At 37.3% G+C, this 17,071-nt stretch carries 14 protein-coding genes, 1 tRNA gene and 1 pseudogene; 10 read left to right on the plus strand and 6 right to left on the minus strand.

Annotated features, from left to right (window positions below):
• Positions 1-53 precede the first annotated feature (53 nt).
• Complete coding sequence (locus AC0IWE_RS03205) at positions 54-320, plus strand: hypothetical protein (protein ID WP_471791892.1); 267 nt, start codon at positions 54-56, stop codon at positions 318-320.
• A 141-nt stretch (positions 321-461) separates the two neighbouring features.
• Here AC0IWE_RS03205 and AC0IWE_RS03210 read toward each other — a convergent pair whose 3' ends face one another.
• The 4 genes from AC0IWE_RS03210 to AC0IWE_RS03225 all read right to left on the minus strand — a co-directional run bounded on the left by AC0IWE_RS03210 (position 462) and on the right by AC0IWE_RS03225 (position 5,709).
• On the minus strand, positions 462-908 hold the full coding sequence (locus AC0IWE_RS03210) for a NeuD/PglB/VioB family sugar acetyltransferase (RefSeq protein ID WP_471791978.1): 447 nt from the start codon (positions 906-908) through the stop codon (positions 462-464).
• Positions 883-1,098 carry a hypothetical protein gene (locus AC0IWE_RS03215; RefSeq protein WP_471791893.1) on the minus strand — a complete coding sequence of 72 codons (216 nt, stop codon included), beginning with the start codon at positions 1,096-1,098 and terminating at the stop codon, positions 883-885. Before AC0IWE_RS03215 ends, AC0IWE_RS03210 begins: the two co-directional genes overlap by 26 nt.
• A 559-nt stretch (positions 1,099-1,657) precedes the next feature.
• Positions 1,658-2,839 carry an AIR synthase-related protein gene (locus tag AC0IWE_RS03220; protein ID WP_471791894.1) on the minus strand — a complete coding sequence of 394 codons (1,182 nt, stop codon included), beginning with the start codon at positions 2,837-2,839 and terminating at the stop codon, positions 1,658-1,660.
• Between the two features lie 695 nt (positions 2,840-3,534).
• Positions 3,535-5,709, minus strand: a complete 2,175-nt coding sequence (locus tag AC0IWE_RS03225; protein WP_471791895.1) for a glutamine synthetase III family protein — start codon at positions 5,707-5,709, stop codon at positions 3,535-3,537.
• A 202-nt stretch (positions 5,710-5,911) separates the two neighbouring features.
• Between AC0IWE_RS03225 and AC0IWE_RS03230 the strand changes: the two genes are divergently transcribed.
• The 3 genes from AC0IWE_RS03230 (at position 5,912) to AC0IWE_RS03240 (ending at position 7,120) form a co-directional block, all read left to right on the plus strand.
• Positions 5,912-6,145 (plus strand): hypothetical protein, encoded by a 234-nt coding sequence (locus AC0IWE_RS03230; protein WP_471791896.1) that lies wholly within the window; start codon positions 5,912-5,914, stop codon positions 6,143-6,145.
• A gap of 22 nt (positions 6,146-6,167) precedes the next feature.
• Positions 6,168-6,758, plus strand: coding sequence for an energy transducer TonB (locus AC0IWE_RS03235; RefSeq protein WP_471791897.1), 591 nt, complete (start codon positions 6,168-6,170; stop codon positions 6,756-6,758).
• Between the two features lie 62 nt (positions 6,759-6,820).
• Positions 6,821-7,120, plus strand: a complete 300-nt coding sequence (locus AC0IWE_RS03240) for an FEKKY domain-containing protein (protein WP_471791898.1) — start codon at positions 6,821-6,823, stop codon at positions 7,118-7,120.
• 454 nt (positions 7,121-7,574) lie between these two features.
• Here AC0IWE_RS03240 and purL read toward each other — a convergent pair.
• Positions 7,575-11,239, minus strand: a pseudogene (purL, locus tag AC0IWE_RS03245) (phosphoribosylformylglycinamidine synthase).
• 267 nt (positions 11,240-11,506) lie between these two features.
• Between purL and gloA2 the strand changes: the two are divergent.
• The 5 genes from gloA2 to fbp all read left to right on the plus strand — a co-directional run bounded on the left by gloA2 (position 11,507) and on the right by fbp (position 16,308).
• Positions 11,507-11,794: an SMU1112c/YaeR family gloxylase I-like metalloprotein gene (gene gloA2, locus AC0IWE_RS03250; protein ID WP_471791899.1), complete on the plus strand. Its 288-nt coding sequence runs from the start codon at positions 11,507-11,509 to the stop codon at positions 11,792-11,794.
• Between the two features lie 92 nt (positions 11,795-11,886).
• The gene (locus AC0IWE_RS03255; protein ID WP_471791900.1) at positions 11,887-12,588 is read left to right on the plus strand and encodes a tRNA1(Val) (adenine(37)-N6)-methyltransferase; all 702 of its coding nucleotides are present in this window, start codon (positions 11,887-11,889) and stop codon (positions 12,586-12,588) included.
• An 83-nt stretch (positions 12,589-12,671) separates the two neighbouring features.
• Positions 12,672-14,483, plus strand: a complete 1,812-nt coding sequence (locus AC0IWE_RS03260) for a serine hydrolase (protein WP_471791901.1) — start codon at positions 12,672-12,674, stop codon at positions 14,481-14,483.
• Between the two features lie 234 nt (positions 14,484-14,717).
• Positions 14,718-15,209, plus strand: coding sequence for a metallophosphoesterase family protein (locus tag AC0IWE_RS03265; protein WP_471791902.1), 492 nt, complete (start codon positions 14,718-14,720; stop codon positions 15,207-15,209).
• A 19-nt stretch (positions 15,210-15,228) separates the two neighbouring features.
• Entirely contained in the window at positions 15,229-16,308 is a 1,080-nt protein-coding gene (gene fbp, locus AC0IWE_RS03270; RefSeq protein ID WP_055910652.1) for a class 1 fructose-bisphosphatase, read from the plus strand.
• Here fbp and rnhA read toward each other — a convergent pair.
• Positions 16,305-16,775, minus strand: a complete 471-nt coding sequence (rnhA, locus tag AC0IWE_RS03275) for a ribonuclease HI (RefSeq protein ID WP_471791903.1) — start codon at positions 16,773-16,775, stop codon at positions 16,305-16,307. The genes fbp and rnhA overlap by 4 nt on opposite strands.
• 174 nt (positions 16,776-16,949) lie before the next feature.
• Between rnhA and AC0IWE_RS03280 the strand changes: the two genes are divergently transcribed.
• Positions 16,950-17,023: transfer RNA gene (locus AC0IWE_RS03280), tRNA-His, on the plus strand.
• The last annotated feature ends 48 nt before the right edge of the window (positions 17,024-17,071 follow it).

The raw sequence follows: 17,071 nt of genomic DNA on the forward strand, positions 1-17,071 counted from the left end.
TGTTTGTAGCTTTTATAATCTCCAATACGTTATTGTTGTAAATCTAAATCAATATGAAAAACCTTATCTATTTAACAATCTTGTTTATATGCTTTACTTCTTGTGAAAAGCTTACGGTAAAAGAAGAAAAAACATTTTATGAAATTAATGTACCCAAGCCTGATGGGTACCTTACAAGCGCAATACGCGTTACACTCATGGTAGACGGCAAGGCAGATATTGTGCCAGGTGGCGATGTAGCATATAGAGGTACTTACAAAATCAAAGGTAAAAAGCTTACTGTTACTTCAGGAAAAGAATATGAATTTGAAATCACCTAGGAACAGAAATTAAGTATGGTGAACGGATTTTGAGGTTACAATAGTTTATCTATACTTATTATTTTTTACAAATCCCCGGTCATTAAAACCGGGGATCTTTTATTTATATCAACTTCTAAAGTATTCATTATTTCAGATTACTCAATATATTGTTTTTTTAACCTTCGCAGGTAGCCCTGCTACCATCACATTTTCTGGAACATTATGGGTAACGCAAGCTCCGGCTGCAATATATGCTCCTTTACCAATGGTTATCCCTGGAATTACAGTTGCACCCGCGCCAATAAAAGCACCTTCATTAATCATTACGTTACCGGCAATAGTAACACCCGGAGAAATGGTTACATAGTTTTCAAGTATGCAATCATGACTGATATTGGAGTTGGAATTTACAATGCAATGGTTGCCTATACGCACATTTGCATTAATTACACAACCAGGAGCAATACAGTTTCCATAGCCGATCTTAATTGATGAACTGATGTAATTGTGTTGATGGATGATATTAATAAACTGATATCCTTTATTTTCTAATTGCTCAATAATGATTTTCCTTTCATAATTACCAATTGCACCGATAAGAGTGATATTTGAAGAAGCAGGCTTGTTTTTTTAAAAAATAGGATAGGGAAATTATTGGTTTGGCCAGGTTTGGATGGTTAACAGCATCAGCAACATTGGTAATGTATCCCGCTAATTCGTACTCTTTACTGCTATTAAAATACTCACTCAGCTCTGCAGCATGTTTGCCTGCACCCAGAAGATACACTTTAATCATGTGGTTAAAATTTGAAATCGCATATACTAATAACAAACAAATTTAGATGATGTGCTGAAAAAATATTAAAATGTATCGATAAAAATATAATTGTGAACGATTTTTATACTTATTGGATAACATTTGTATAGAATATTTCACAATTATTAAAACCATTTTTAGCTGAATGTGATTCTTATAATAGATCTATCCATTAATTATAAATACGATATACAATGAGGCAGTTCGAAACAAACCCATGATCATGCTACTATAAAAGCATGGGCAGAAAAACACGATGGTGTGCCAGCAATTGTTGGTGATACCGCTAAACTGATAACGGTGGCGTTTTGAGAATACATTTTCCAAAACACAGCGAGAGTTCTTCTGATTTAAAGGAAACAGACTGGGATACTTTTTTAAAACCTTTGACGATCATAAACTGGATTTTTTGTACCAGGATAAAAAAGCGGATGGGGAAGATAGTACTTTCCACAAATTTGTAACACGTGACTAGTCAATAAAAAAAGGCTGCTGAAATTTACGCTCAGCAGCCTTATATAAATCATTATGTTGTTTCTTAATTATAAACAAAAGTTCCTTGGTCACTTTCTATGGTTACCTGTTTTTGGCTACCTTTTTCTACCCGACCGATAATCTTCGCGTCAATATTAAAGCTTTTTGAAATTTCTATAATGTTTTCTGCAATTTCTTGAGGAACATAAAGTTCCATTCGATGGCCCATATTAAATACTTTGTACATTTCCTTCCAGTCGGTACCAGATTGTTCCTGTATTAGCTTAAATAGTGGTGGAATAGGGAATAAGTTGTCTTTAATAACATGAATATCATCATTAATGAAATGTAATACCTTGGTTTGTGCGCCACCACTGCAATGTACAATTCCATTAATTTGATTTCGGTAACTGGCTAAAATCTGTTTAATTACCGGTGCATAAGTACGGGTTGGCGATAGTACCAATTTGCCTACAGTGGATTTGCCAAATCCTTCAATTTCGATTTCCTCTGTTAGCTGTTTTTTTCCTGAAAATACAAGATCAAATGGTACTGCGGGGTCAAAACTTTCAGGGTAGCTGTTGGCTACTGTTTTATCAAAAACATCATGCCGGGCAGAGGTTAAACCGTTCGATCCCATTCCGCCATTGTATTCAGTTTCGTATGTTGCCTGACCATAAGAAGCGAGGGCCACAATTACATCTCCAGGCTTAATGTTGTCGTTGCTAATAATGTCTTCACGTTTTAACCTGCAGGTTACTGTAGAATCAACAATTATTGTCCGCACTAAATCGCCCACATCGGCAGTTTCACCACCTGTAGAATATATGGAGATGCCTTGTTCTCTTAAGTCGGATAAAATTTCTTCAGTTCCGTTAATTACGGCAGCAATTACTTCACCAGGGATTAGGTTTTTGTTCCGTCCTATGGTTGAGGATAGTAAGATATTGTCAGTAGCACCCACACAGATTAAATCGTCGATGTTCATAATGATGGCATCTTGTGCAATGCCTTTCCATACCGAAATATCGCCGGTTTCTTTCCAGTAAACATAAGCTAAAGATGATTTGGTACCTGCACCATCAGCATGCATGATATTACAATATGCTTCATCAGCACCTAAAATATCGGGGATGATTTTGCAGAATGCTTTAGGGAAAATTCCTTTATCGATGTTTTTGATGGCATTGTGCACATCTTCTTTTGAGGCAGAAACGCCACGTTGATTGTACCTGTTATCACTCATGTTGGCGCAAAGATAAGGTTTTAACAGGAAGAACTAAAGCTAAATACTTAACGTTTTTTCAGGTAAAATGGTAAGGGTTTTTTGATATTTTACAGCTGAGTTTGTTTACCACGAAGGCACGAAGTGTGAATTTAGGATGGTGGGTTTTCTTTTTGAATGAATGTTTGTTGTAGACCTTTCGGTTAGATCCTGAAACAAGTTCAGGAGGACGATATGGAGGAGGATTCCTTTCTAAATGATTACAAAGCTGAGCTTATTAAGGTTGTTTTACCACGAAGGCATGAAGTGTGAATTTAGGATGGTTGGTTTTCTTTTTGAATGAATGTTTGTTGTAGACCTTTCGGTTAGACCCTGAAACAAGTTCAGGAGGACGATATGGAGAGAGATTCCTTTCTAAATGATTACAAAGCTGAGCTTAATAAGGTTGTTTCACCACGAAGGCACGAAGTGTGAATTAAGGATGGTGGATTTTTCTTTTTGAATGAATGTTTGTTGTAGACCTTTCGGTTAGATCCTGAAACGAGTTCAGGAGGACGATATGGAGGGAGATTGCTTTCTAAATGATTACAATTAAACGATTAACCAGTTTACAATTTTCAGGTTTTAAATGACCGGACAAATTGAGCCAATAAACCAACAAAAAGGGCGTAAAGTTAAACCTTACGCCCTATACCTTATACCTTACGGCTTAAAATCTATTTCATGAATAATAATTCTCTGAATTTTGGTAAAGGCCAAACGCTATCGTCAACAATTTGCTCTAATTTATCAGCATGGTAACGGATAATGTCGAAGTAAGATTTAACTTTCTCATCGTAAGCAATCGCTTTTTCGCGGGTATCTTCGATTTTGTTGGTTACTTTACGTTCTTCTAACATGGCATCGATATTGGTTTTCACAATTTCTAAATGCTGTGATAATTTTTTTACGATATCGATAGAAACTTTGCTATCTACACCAATTGCTTTTAATCCTTGTACGTTTTCGATTAAAGAGTTTTGGTAAGCAATTGCAGCTGGAATGATTGCAGTGTTAGCCACTTCACCCATAACACGTGCTTCGATCTGTAATTTTTTGTAGAAGTTTTCCAACATGATTTCATGGCGGGCATGAATTTCACGTGCACTGTAAATACCTGTTGTAGCAAATAACTCAGCAGATTTTTCAGTTAAATATGCATCTAAAGCTTTTGGAGTAGTTTTGATGTTTGATAAACCGCGTGTTGCAGCTTCATCTTCCCACTCCTGGCTGTAACCATTACCTTCAAAACGGATACCTTTAGATTCTTTGATGTATTTTTTGATCACTGTTAATAAAGCGATGTCTTTTTTGTCGCCTTTTTTGATCAATTTATCAACCTCAACTTTAAATTTAACCAATTGCTCAGCCATAATTGCGTTTAAGATCGTCATTGGGGCAGAAGAGTTTGCTGAAGATCCAACAGCTCTAAGCTCGAATTTATTACCTGTAAATGCGAATGGCGAAGTACGGTTACGGTCGGTATTATCCAATAAAATCTGAGGGATTTTAGGAATACCTAACCAAAGTGCGTTGTCTTCTTTAATTTTTTTGCTGATGCGTGAGTGCTCAATCTCGTCTAATACATCGTTCAATTGAGAACCTAAGAAGATTGAGATAATTGCAGGTGGCGCTTCGTTTGCTCCTAAACGGTGATCGTTGCTTACCGATGCAATACTTGCACGTAATAAATCGGCATGCTCGCTAACGGCTTTAATTGTGTTAACAAAGAAAGCAAGGAACATTAAGTTGTTTTTAGGCGTTTTCCCTGGTGCCAATAAGTTTTTACCAGTATCGGTAATTAGCGACCAGTTGTTGTGTTTACCTGATCCATTGATACCTGCATATGGTTTTTCGTGTAACAATACACGGAAATGGTGACGACGGGCAACTTTTTCCATCAAATCCATCAACAATTGATTGTGATCGATAGCCAAGTTGATTTCTTCATAAATCGGTGCACACTCAAATTGTGATGGTGCAACCTCATTGTGACGGGTTTTTAATGGAATACCTAATTTTAAGGCTTCGTTTTCGAAATCTACCATGTAGCTGAATACGCGCTCAGGGATAGAACCGAAATAATGATCTTCTAATTGCTGACCTTTAGCAGACATGTGTCCGAACAAAGCACGGCCTGTTAATAATAAATCGGGACGAGCATTAAATAATGACTCATCAACCAGGAAATATTCTTGTTCGATACCTAAAGAAGCATTTACTTTAGTAATGCTTTTATCGAAATATTGGCAAACATCAACAGCAGCTTTATCAAGCGCAGCTAATGCTTTTAATAAAGGTGCTTTATAATCCAAGGCTTCACCGGTATAGGATACAAATACAGTAGGGATACAAAGTGTTTTACCTGCTTTACTTTCCATGATAAAAGCTGGAGAAGAAGGATCCCAGGCAGTATAACCACGCGCTTCGAAAGTATTACGGATACCACCGTTAGGGAAACTTGATGCATCTGGTTCTTGTTGAACTAGTGCACTACCAGCGAATTTCTCGATAGCTCCATCGCCACTTGGTTCAAAAAATGAATCGTGTTTTTCTGCAGTTGTACCAGTTAATGGCTGGAACCAGTGCGTATAGTGCGTTGCGCCAGCGCTCATTGCCCACGCTTTCATAGCGGTTGCAATTTGGTTGGCATCGTCAGAATTAATTAACTCACCTTGGTTGATAGATGATATTAATTTTTCATACACGTCCTTAGATAAGAAATCTCTCATTTTTCTCTTATCAAATACATTAGCGCCAAAAAAGTCAGAAATTTTTGCTGATGGTGCTTTAACTTCTGGTGAAATTCTGTTTTGAGCCTCTTTTAATGCGATGGTTCTTAAGCTTTTCATTAATTTGTTATGTTTTTTGTCAAAAATAGTATATTTTATTAATTTTCGTAAAACAATCGTATTTTTTATGATAATTTTATTGAAAATGAAATAAAAAAATGTTTTTCAGATGAAAAATTTCATTTTTTGTAAAGAAAATAGATTTTTTAACGTTTTTATGGAATTGATGTTTTAGCTGCATCATGCTATAAAAACAAAAGCTATGTTCAACTCTTTAATTAACGTATACAAAACCGAGTGGCTCGATCTTGTATTTGCAAACCGCAACAAAAACTATGGTGCTTATCAATTAAGGTCTAAATCTTCATCGATCATGACCAGGGCATTATTCGCATCTGGAAGCCTGTTTATCTTGCTGTGTTTTTCGCCATTAATTTATGCTAAACTTTTTCCAAAAGAAATTATTGTAGATGTTCTTCCTCAGAACGGTGGTTGATTTGAAAAATGTGATCCATCAGATGAAACCAAAAACTCCTGAACCAGAGAAAAAGGTTGAGCCTGCTAAAGCGGATCTGGTAAAGGTTAAAACTATAGCGGTTCCATCACAAGTGGTGGTGGTTAACAAAACAGAGCTTCCGCCTCCGCCAACGGTTGATGATATTAAATTGGCAGTAATCGGTCCTAAAACACAGGATGGTGTTGTAGCGCCTAATGCTACCATTGCTGATGGTAAAGGAAGTGGCGATGGTACTGGAACAGCTAAAGAAGGTACTGGTGCGGGGGAAGATAAAGAGATTTATTTAGGAGCCGATGAATATCCGGAGTTTACTGGTGGTGCCAAAGCCTGGTCTAAATATATGGAGCGTAATTTAAGGTATCCTTACAAAGCGCAAGAGGAAAATGTTCAGGGTAAAGTGTTTGTGAGCTTTGTGGTAGAGAAAGATGGTTCTATTACGGATGTAACGGTAGTTAAAGGAATCGGTTTTGGATGTGATGAAGAAGCGATTAAAGTAATTAAAAAATCACCGCTATGGAAACCAGGGAAAAATAAAGGTACAGCAGTACGGGTGAGGTATAATATGGCCATCAATTTTCAGATTTCTAATTAAAATACCTCTCCATGAAAAAATCCTTTTTGATTTTGCTCTTTGCTTGTTTTACAAAGCTCAATTTGAGTGCGCAAGTTGTAAAACCTATTGATAGTGCGGAAATACACAGTACTAAACTTGCTCATGCAGATTTGAAAAACGGATGTGTTAAATTTTTAATCCGTGGGGGCATTGTATCTTCATATACCAAAGGCCAGGAAGTGTTTGAAAAGAAGTATGGTATTGCCTATTATAGTTATGGCTGCGTAATGCCTGTTAATATTTCTATCAATGATTATAACAAAGTGGTTGCTTCTTTTATGGACCTTAAATATGGAATTGAGTGGAGGAAAGAAGTGAGGAGTGATATTCAGGGGATTTAGAGGGTATGGAAGAGCTAGGAGAAAGTTCATGCTTGAGGGAAATCAATTTTATGATCTGTAGGATAGACTGAATCAAGTTCAGCAGGGCGACTTAAAGATTGGTATTAATCCTCAGGATGCCATTTCTTTTAAATTTAAAAAATGATTTTTCTATTAATGCTCTTATAGATAAATGTGAGGTTGGGTAAATTGAAACGGTTTGGGCAAAAGCTCAGGCCGTTTTTTGTTTTCGCGGCTCGCCACCCCGAACTTGTTTTATTAGTAATTTTTATAATTTCAAAGGTCTAATGGCCACTTCGTAGTTAGGATCTGATTAGAATGATAGATGCTGAATCAAGTTAAGCATGACGATTTTAATAAACAAACTGCTCGAAATGGTGAATCCTTGTAAATAAAAAAATGGATGATGGTTTTTAATTCCGTCATCCATTTACTTTATTTAAATTTTAGTGATTTATCCTTTGTTTTCAATCCACTTGCGTGCATTGACAAAGGCTTCCATCCATGGCGACACTTCATCTTTACGGCCTTGTGGGTAATTTGCCCAGTGCCATTGGAACAATGAACGCTCAATATGTGGCATCATTACCAAATGGCGGCCAGTTTCATCGCATAACATTGCGGTGTTGTAATCAGATCCGTTCGGGCTGGCCGGGTAACCTTCATATGCATATTTTGCTACGATTTTGTATTGATCTTCAGCATATGGTAATGAGAATCTTCCTTCTCCATGCGATACCCAAACACCTAAAGTGCTTCCGGCCAGTGTAGATAACATTACCGAATTGTTTTCTTGCAGGGTTAATGAAGTAAAAATACTTTCGTGTTTGCCGCTTTTGTTGTGCAGCATCTTAGGTTTTTCTTCGTGGTTTTTATTAATTAAGCCCAACTCTACAAATAACTGGCAACCGTTACAAACACCAACAGATAAGGTATCAGGGCGGGCAAAGAATTTCTCTAAAGCTACTCTTGCTTTTTCATTATATAAAAATGCACCAGCCCAACCTTTGGCAGATCCTAATACATCAGAGTTAGAAAAACCGCCAACAGCACCTATAAATTGAATATCTTCCAAAGTCTCTCTGCCTGTAATTAAATCGGTCATGTGTACATCTTTCACATCAAAACCGGCTAAATACATGGCATTTGCAAGTTCGCGTTCCGAATTACTTCCCTTTTCTCGGATAATTGCCGCTTTCGGGCGTGGTTTGGTTGTATCGATAACAGGTTTCTTGCCATCAAATTGTGATGGGAAATTGTACTTTAATACCTGATTTTTATAATTGTTGTAACGTTCTTTCGCTAAACCGTTGCCCGTTTGTTTACTGTCAAGCAAGTATGAAGTTTTGAACCAAACATCACGTAAATGATCAATATCAAAACTGAAATTATCTGTTGCATTTTTAACTTCCAGTTTAGCTGCAGAGTTTACTTCACCAATTTTATGGAAAACAACTCCTGCTTGTGTTAAAGTTTCTTCAGCCGAAGCATCAGCCTGGAAAACACTACCAATATTTTCAGCAAATAATACTTTAATGCTATCAGTTTCTGCCAATGAAGATAAATCGATCGAAGCCCCTAAATCACGATCTGCAAAACACATTTCCAACAGGGTTGTAATTAAACCACCGCTACCAATGTCGTGTCCAGCCTGAATTTTATCTGCTTTAATTAATTGTTGTAGGGTGTTAAATGCTGTTTTAAATTGATCAGCACCTTTAACATCTGGAGTTTCTGTACCAATTTTGTTTAAAATCTGTGCAAAAGATGAACCGCCTAATTTATAATTGTCGTTAGATAAGTTGATGTAATAAATTGATCCGCCGTTTTTTTGCAATACCGGTTCAACTACCTTAGTAATGTCATCACAATTGGCTCCTGCAGAAATAATTACGGTACCTGGCGCAATTACATCACCATCTTTATACTTCTGTTTCATCGATAATGAATCTTTTCCGGTTGGGATGTTGATTCCTAAATTGATAGCGAAATCAGAACAAGCTTTTACTGCTGCATATAAACGGGCATCTTCTCCTTCATTTTTGCAGGCCCACATCCAATTGGCAGAAAGTGAAACACTTTTTAAGCCATCTTTTAGCGGTGCCCAAACAATATTCGAAAGCGATTCTGCAATGGCATTGCGGCTACCGGCAGCAGGATCTATTAAGGCAGAAAGTGGTGCATGGCCAACTGAAGTGGCAATACCTTCTTTTCCTTGAAAATCTAACGCCATTACACCACAGTTGTTCAAAGGCAATTGTAATGGTCCTGCGGTTTGTTGTTTGGCAACGCGGCCACCCACACAGCGGTCTACTTTGTTGGTTAACCAATCTTTAGCTGCAACTGCTTCTAATTGAAGAACTTGCTCAAGGTAAGTATTTAATTCTGCTTGATTATATTTTATTGCATCGTACTTACGATCGATGGTTTGATCGTCCATTACGATTTTTGGTGAACTGCCAAACATCGCAGCCAGTTCAAAATCCATAGGCTTTAAACCTGTTGTTGCAGATTTAAATGTAAAACGATGATCACCAGTTACCTTACCTACGGTATACATAGGTGAACGTTCTCGATCGGCAATTTTTTGTAAAGTTTCGATATGGTCGTTGCCGATTACCAATCCCATTCTTTCCTGAGATTCGTTACCGATAATTTCTTTAGCCGAAAGGGTAGGATCGCCAACTGGCAATTTATCCAGGTCGATTAAACCACCTGTTTCTTCCACCAATTCTGATAAACAGTTTAAGTGGCCACCGAAGCTCCATGATCGTGGATAGAGATAATTGAATTGTGATCGCTTTCTACCATGCCACGCACCGCATTTGCTGCACGTTTTTGCATTTCAGGGTTTGAACGCTGAATCGCATTTAATTCGATGCCGCTTCCATGTTGGCCGGTATCTGCAGATGAAACAGCTGCACCACCCATTCCGATTCTGTAATTTTCTCCACCAAGAATAACGATGTTATCGCCTTCTTTTGGTTTAAGTTTTTGTGCCTGGCTGGCTTTACCGTAACCGATACCACCTGCAAGCATGATCACTTTATCGAAACCAAGTTTCCTGCTGTTTTCTTCGTGCTCGAAGGTCAAAACCGAACCAGTAATGAGGGGTTGGCCGAATTTATTTCCAAAATCTGTAGCACCGTTTGATGCTTTGATCAGGATATCCATCGGAGTTTGATATAACCATGCTCTTTCTTCAACACCTTTTTCCCATGGGCGGTTATCTTCCAAACGCGAAAGCGCGGTCATGTAAACTGCCGTTCCTGCTAAAGGCAACGAACCTTGTCCGCCTGCTAATCGGTCTCTTATTTCGCCACCCGAACCGGTTGCTGCGCCATTAAAAGGCTCTACTGTGGTTGGGAAATTATGGGTTTCTGCTTTTAATGAAATTACAGAGTCAAAATCACTTGTAGTATAATAATCAGGTAGATCGGCACGTTTAGGTGCAAATTGCTGCACTTTAGGGCCTTTAATAAAAGCTACGTTATCTTTATAAGCAGAAACAATATCGTTAGGGTTTTCTTCTGATGTTTTGCGGATTAATTTGAATAAAGAGGTAGGTTGTTCTACACCGTCGATTACAAATTTACCATTGAAAATTTTATGGCGGCAATGTTCTGAATTTACCTGAGAGAAGCCAAAAACCTCAGAATCGGTTAAAGGTCTTTCCAATTTTTGCGCCAGGGTATTTAGGTATTCAACTTCTTCATCACTTAAAGAAAGCCCTTCCTGTTTGTTGTAAGCGGCAATATCGGTAATTTCTAAAATCGGCTCTGGATTGATGTTTATGGTATAAACCTCTTGATCAAGCTTGCCGTATTTTTGAGAAAGCATTGGGTCGTATTCAGCAAAGTTTTCATCAACCTGCTTAAATTCTTCGATCCTGATGATGCCCTGCATGTCCATGTTTTGGGTAATCTCTACGGCGTTGGTACTCCAGGGAGTAATCATTGCTGCTCTTGGCCCAACGAAAAAGCCTGTTAGCGCTGTTTCTAGGGAGATTTTGGCACCGCCAAATAACCATTCAAGTTTAGTAATATCAGTGGTAGAAAGCGCTTTGTCTGTTTGTAAAACAAAAATCGCCTGCGATTGACTAAGGAAGAAATGAATCATGCTTTTTTTTTGAAGTTGCAAAAATAGCTTTTTTATATGAAAAAACTGGTGTGATTACAGGATTGAATGAGAGAATTTGAATGATTGAATGTCAAAATATAATGATCGAATTAGAGAATTATTAAATGAGAGAATGGCTGATGAGAGAATGATTGAATTTTGAATGAGAGAATGTTGAAATAATTATTGGTTAATTCAACTAGAGAATGCGCATTTTTGTTGAACGCAAACTCACTCATTTACTCATTCAAAATTCAATCATTATTTATGCTTCGCATCCACCACATTGCCATTATCTGTTCAGATTATGAAAAATCAAAAGATTTTTATGTGAATAAATTGGGTTTTACCGTTTTGGCAGAGGTTTACCGGGCTGAAAGAAAGTCGTATAAATTAGATCTTGCCGTTAATGGCGTATATCAGATCGAGTTGTTTTCTTTTGAAAACCCTCCTGCAAGGCCATCACGACCAGAAGCGCTGGGTTTGCGCCATCTGGCTTTTGAAGTTGATGACATTGAAAAGGAGATTGCACGTTTAAATGCGCAGGAATTGTAACCGAACCGATTCGAATTGATGAATTTACGGATAAACGCTTTACTTTTTTTGCCGATCCGGATGGATTACCTTTAGAATTGTATGAAAAATAGATGAGTATTTTCAAGTTCAAACAGTTCGAAGTCGACCAAACAGGTTGCGCCATGAAAATTAATACCGATGGTGTATTACTTGGTGCAACTGTTAACCATCCGGCTCCAAAAAACATACTCGATATTGGTACAGGCACTGGCGTAATCGCCTTAATGCTGGCGCAACGTTTTCCTGATGCAAATGTACATGCTGTAGAAATTGATGGACAGGCTGCGGAAACTGCCGGAAAAAATTTTGAGTTTTCAGCCTTCAGTAATCGTTTAACGGTTAGCCATATAGCCATTGAACAATTTGAGTGCAAACAGAAATTTGATCTTATCATTTCCAATCCGCCTTTTTTTGTAAATGATTTAAAAAACGAAGAGATTAGAAAAGGAATCGCCAGGCATGCTGATGAAGACTTTTTTGCCGTGTTAATTGAAAAAGCTGCTCATTTATTGAATGATACTGGCATGATTTGGTTGATTTTGCCTATAAAGCAGGCTAATGAAGTGATTGTTATGGCTGCTCAATATGGTTTATCGCTAACGGAAAGAGTTAATATTCATTCAGATAAAAATAAACCCACTTTTAGACAAATTATCTGTTTAAAAAAAGGAGAAATGATTTTAAATGAACGGGATTTTTATATTTATCAATCTTTAAAAGCACATACAGCTGAATATAAGCTTTTGCTAAAGGATTTTTTTCTCGCTTACTAAAGAAATAGTTCAATTTAATCATTTTCTGATATTATCCTCATAATCATTTGTAATTTAGGGCAAATTATCTCACCTGAATTAAAATGAAACGTACCCTAAATGTATTCTTGCTGTGCTTTATGGCACTGTCTGCTCTTGCTCAATCAAAAAAACAAAAAAAAGTTGATCCTTTAAAAGGCATTGATACTTTATTAAACCGCATATTAAAAGATCAGAAAGTGGCCGGTTTTGCGGTAGCGGTGGTAAAAGGGGATCAGGTAATTTATAGCAAAGGTTTCGGTTATCGCGATCTCGAAAATAAAAAACCGGTAACACCAAATACACTTTTCGCCATAGGCTCGAGTACGAAAGCATTTACCTCTTCACTTATTGGTTTATTGCAAAAAGAGGGGAAACTGGCTTATGATGGTATTGCAACTTCTTATTTGCCACAATTGAAATTTTATAACGACAATATGAACAACCAGATTACGGTGCGGGATATGATGTGCCACCGCACAGGTTTATCCCGTTACGATTTGTCGTGGTATATATTTAATACCGCTAACCGTGATAGCATCATCCAAAGGGTGCGTTACATGGAGCCAACTGCTGGTATCCGTGAAAAATGGCAATATAACAACTTTATGTTTTTGGCGCAGGGTATGATTGTTGAAAAGCTGACCGGAAAAACCTGGGAACAGAATATTAAAGAGAAATTTTTTGATCCTTTGGAAATGAGCCATTCCAATACTAATATTTTCGAATTCGAGAAAGATAGCGAAGCCTCCTTGCCTTATACTGTAAATAATAAAGGTGCTATAGAAAAGACTGATTATTTTAATATTGATGGAATGGGGCCAGCGGGAAGTATCAATAGCAGTGTAACTGACATGACGCATTGGCTAAAGGTTTGGATTAGCGGCGGTACTTATAATGGTAAAGAAATTTTACCTTCATCGTATATCGGGGAAGCAGCAAGTTCTCAAATGGTTAGGAGTGGAGGTTTGCCTTCAGATGATAAAGATATATACCTGGCTACTTATGGTTTTGGTTGGATGATCAACTCTTATCGTGGTCATTACATGGTAGAGCATGGTGGCAATATTAATGGATTTTCGGCTAGTGTATCCTTTTTTCCAACCGATGAATTAGGCATTGTGGTATTAACCAATCAAAATACTTCAAGCGTTCCGGAAATTGTATACAGCAGTATTGCCGACAGGGTTTTGGGGTTGAAAAATATTGATTGGAATGGTAGAGCCAACAAAGAAAAGGCAAAGGCTAAGGAGAGAGAGAAGGCAGTAAAGAAAACGGCAGAAAATGCCCGTGTTTTAAATACAAAACCTTCGCATCCACTTAAAGATTATGATGGTTTGTTTGATAATCCTGCCTATGGTGTAATTGATATAACTTTCAAAAATGATTCGCTTTTTGTTAGGATGGGGAAGGAGAAACTATTGTTAAGGCACTATCATTACGATGTTTTTAGTATTAGTGACATTGATAAGAACGGTAAGATTGACACTGCAGAAAGTGATTTGCGTTTTAATTTTAGCAGCGGACAGGATGGTAAAATTGAAAGTGTGAATATTCCGCTGGAAAGGGGAATGAAACCTATTGTGTTTGCGTACAAAACCAAAACAGTTGATTTAAATGCTAATGCCTTAATGAGTTATACAGGCAGTTATGGAGAAAAAGGCATGAGTAAAGTATATTTAAAAGGAAAAGTTTTATTTGTTTCGGTACCCGGGCAACCGGAGTATGAAACCATATCGATAGGAAACGACACTTTTAACTTTAAAAATTTAAAGGGATTTAGTCTCAAATTTGAAAAGAAAGAGGGGATGGAGAAGGCTTCATCAGTTTCTTTTATTCAGCCTAATGGAACGTTTAAGCAATTAAGATACGATTAAATAAACGCACTGAATGTTGAATAATCAACTAATCGCTTAGCTGGATTCAATTGAGGGATTAGAAATAGATAGGTTTAATCAATGATAATATCCTACAATTTAAAAAAGGAGCCTGATTTAAGTTTGCGTAAAATTTAGATTTATAAAAGTTAGCTTTCCGAATTTTATAACTCCAAATAAATAATTTTTAGCTCAGGTAAATGTGTGAAAGGTGCTGGGTGTTAACTTTACAAAATGAAAAAAATAGGATTAATTTCTGATACACATGGTTTTTTAGATGATGCGGTTTTTAAGCACTTCGATGGTGTAGATGAGATTTGGCATGCGGGCGATTTTGGCCCTGGTGTAGCAGCGCCCCTGGCTGCGTTTAAACCATTGCGTGGCGTGTTTGGAAACATAGATGATGCCTGTATTAGAAATGAATTTCCTGAACAAAATCGATTTAGTTGTGAATCTGTTGATATTTGGATGACGCATATTGGTGGTTACCCTGGCCGATACTCTTCTTTTGTAAAGCCAGAAATATACACTAACCCTCCAAAATTATTCATCACCGGGCATTCCCATATTTTAAAGGTGATGTTTGATGAAAAAATAAAATGTTTGCATATAAACCCTGGTGCAGCCGGAAAACAAGGCTGGCACAAAGTGAGAACCTTGATTAGATTTTGCATAACTGATGAAAATATTCATACCTTAGAAGTTATAGAGTTATCGGGTAGATAATGTAAAATATACACTAAGTATGGTTTGTGGCGTTAAAACACTAGGACAATTTATTATAGAAAAACAAGCAGATTTTCCATATGCAAAAGGTGAACTTTCGAGGTTACTGAGAGATATTGGCATAGCTGCAAAAATTGTAAACCGCGAAATTAACAAAGCCGGTTTAGTTGATATTCTTGGCGATATGGGAACCACCAATATTCAGGGTGAGGAACAAAAAAAACTTGATGTATATGCAGATGAGCAGTTTATTGCTGCCTTAACCAGTGGTGGCGAATGCTGTATTGTGGCTACCGAGGAGGAAGATGAAATTATCCATATTGAATCGCCTGTATCTCAAAACGCCAAATATATTGTGTGTATCGATCCGTTGGATGGCTCTTCCAACACAGATGTAAACGTTGCGGTAGGTACAATATTTTCAATTTACAGAAGGAAATCGGTTGAGGGCAGGGCCAGTATGGAAGATGTGCTTCAAAAAGGTACAGAACAGGTTGCCGCCGGGTATATAATTTATGGTTCATCTACCATGTTGGTGTATACAACTGGTAAAGGTGTTAACGGATTTACGCTCGATCCATCAATCGGGGAGTTTTGCCTTTCACATCCACAAATGAAAATACCTGAAACAGGGTATATGTATTCGGTAAACGAGGGTAATTACGTTCATTTTCCTGATGGGGTTAAAAAGTACATTAAATATTGTCAGGTAGAAGATGAAGCCACAAAACGTCCATATACATCACGCTATATCGGTTCAATGGTAGGCGATATCCATAGAAATTTAATAAAAGGCGGGATTTATATTTACCCAACCACTTCGCGTTCTCCAAATGGAAAATTAAGGTTATTATATGAGTGTAACCCGATGGCTTATATTATTGAGCAGGCTGGGGGAAAGGCGAGTACAGGTTTTGATCGTATACTGGATATCATTCCTACTGAATTGCACCAAAGGGTTCCGATTTTTATAGGCTCAAAAAAAATGGTCGAAAAAGCAGAGGAGATGATGATGCTTTATACGGCAAAATCAATTTCAGTTGATGCCAATGTAAACGCTAAACTCGAAGATTTAAATGTAATCGGTGGAGTTGATTAAAGTTGTGCTTTACTTCTTTCCACTTCAAAAAAGTTATCAATAGCTAAATTTTGCTTGTCTTGCGAGGCAAAAACCGCTAAACGGTCGCAACGTTCATTCTCAGGGTGGTCGTTGTGGCCTTTTATCCAAATAAACTTTACTTTGTGGAGTTTGTATAATTCAAGGAATCTTAACCAAAGATCTTTATTTTTTTTGTCTTTAAAATTTTTAATCACCCACCCGAACACCCATTTTTTTTCTACGGCATCTACCACATATTTCGAATCAGAATAAACGGTTACCTGTTGGTTTAGGCTTTTTAATGCTTCCAATCCTTTAATTACAGCAAGCAGTTCCATGCGGTTGTTTGTAGTCATCCTAAATCCGCCACTTAATTCTTTATAGTGCTGTCCTGCCCTTAAAATAGTGCCCCAACCTCCTGGTCCAGGGTTTCCGCTAGCTGCTCCGTCTGTATAAATTTCGATCATAAACGTTGTAAAGTTATGTTTTTAGCTTCAAAATAGCTTATTTTATCTGTTAGGGAAAAAATTTTTCAATTTCAAATAATTGAATGTTAAGGAATTAAAAATTTGTAGTAAAAACTTTGAAAAAAATATTTGCAAGAGATATTAAAAGTCGTACTTTTGTGACATCAAAAAACGGTGGCTGTAGCTCAGTTGGTTAGAGTATTGGTTTGTGGTGCCGAGGGTCGTGGGTTCGAGCCCCATCAGCCACCCGTAAATTTTAAAGCAGTTCTGAAAAGAGCTGCTTTTTTGTTTTTGGT

The sequence above is a fragment of the Pedobacter sp. AC402 genome, from assembly GCF_979252805.1.

Excerpts from the sequence above, each read along its gene's own strand:
- AC0IWE_RS03205 (WP_471791892.1), top strand. The coding sequence starts at position 54 with ATGAAAAACCTTATCTATTTAACAATCTTGTTTATATGCTTTACTTCT.
- AC0IWE_RS03215 (WP_471791893.1), bottom strand. The coding sequence starts at position 1,098 with ATGATTAAAGTGTATCTTCTGGGTGCAGGCAAACATGCTGCAGAGCTG.
- AC0IWE_RS03220 (WP_471791894.1), bottom strand. The coding sequence starts at position 2,839 with ATGAGTGATAACAGGTACAATCAACGTGGCGTTTCTGCCTCAAAAGAA.
- AC0IWE_RS03225 (WP_471791895.1), bottom strand. The coding sequence starts at position 5,709 with ATGAAAAGCTTAAGAACCATCGCATTAAAAGAGGCTCAAAACAGAATT.
- AC0IWE_RS03230 (WP_471791896.1), top strand. The coding sequence starts at position 5,912 with ATGTTCAACTCTTTAATTAACGTATACAAAACCGAGTGGCTCGATCTT.
- AC0IWE_RS03235 (WP_471791897.1), top strand. The coding sequence starts at position 6,168 with ATGAAACCAAAAACTCCTGAACCAGAGAAAAAGGTTGAGCCTGCTAAA.
- gloA2 (WP_471791899.1), top strand. The coding sequence starts at position 11,507 with ATGCTTCGCATCCACCACATTGCCATTATCTGTTCAGATTATGAAAAA.
- AC0IWE_RS03255 (WP_471791900.1), top strand. The coding sequence starts at position 11,887 with ATGAGTATTTTCAAGTTCAAACAGTTCGAAGTCGACCAAACAGGTTGC.
- AC0IWE_RS03260 (WP_471791901.1), top strand. The coding sequence starts at position 12,672 with ATGAAACGTACCCTAAATGTATTCTTGCTGTGCTTTATGGCACTGTCT.
- AC0IWE_RS03265 (WP_471791902.1), top strand. The coding sequence starts at position 14,718 with ATGAAAAAAATAGGATTAATTTCTGATACACATGGTTTTTTAGATGAT.
- fbp (WP_055910652.1), top strand. The coding sequence starts at position 15,229 with ATGGTTTGTGGCGTTAAAACACTAGGACAATTTATTATAGAAAAACAA.
- rnhA (WP_471791903.1), bottom strand. The coding sequence starts at position 16,775 with ATGATCGAAATTTATACAGACGGAGCAGCTAGCGGAAACCCTGGACCA.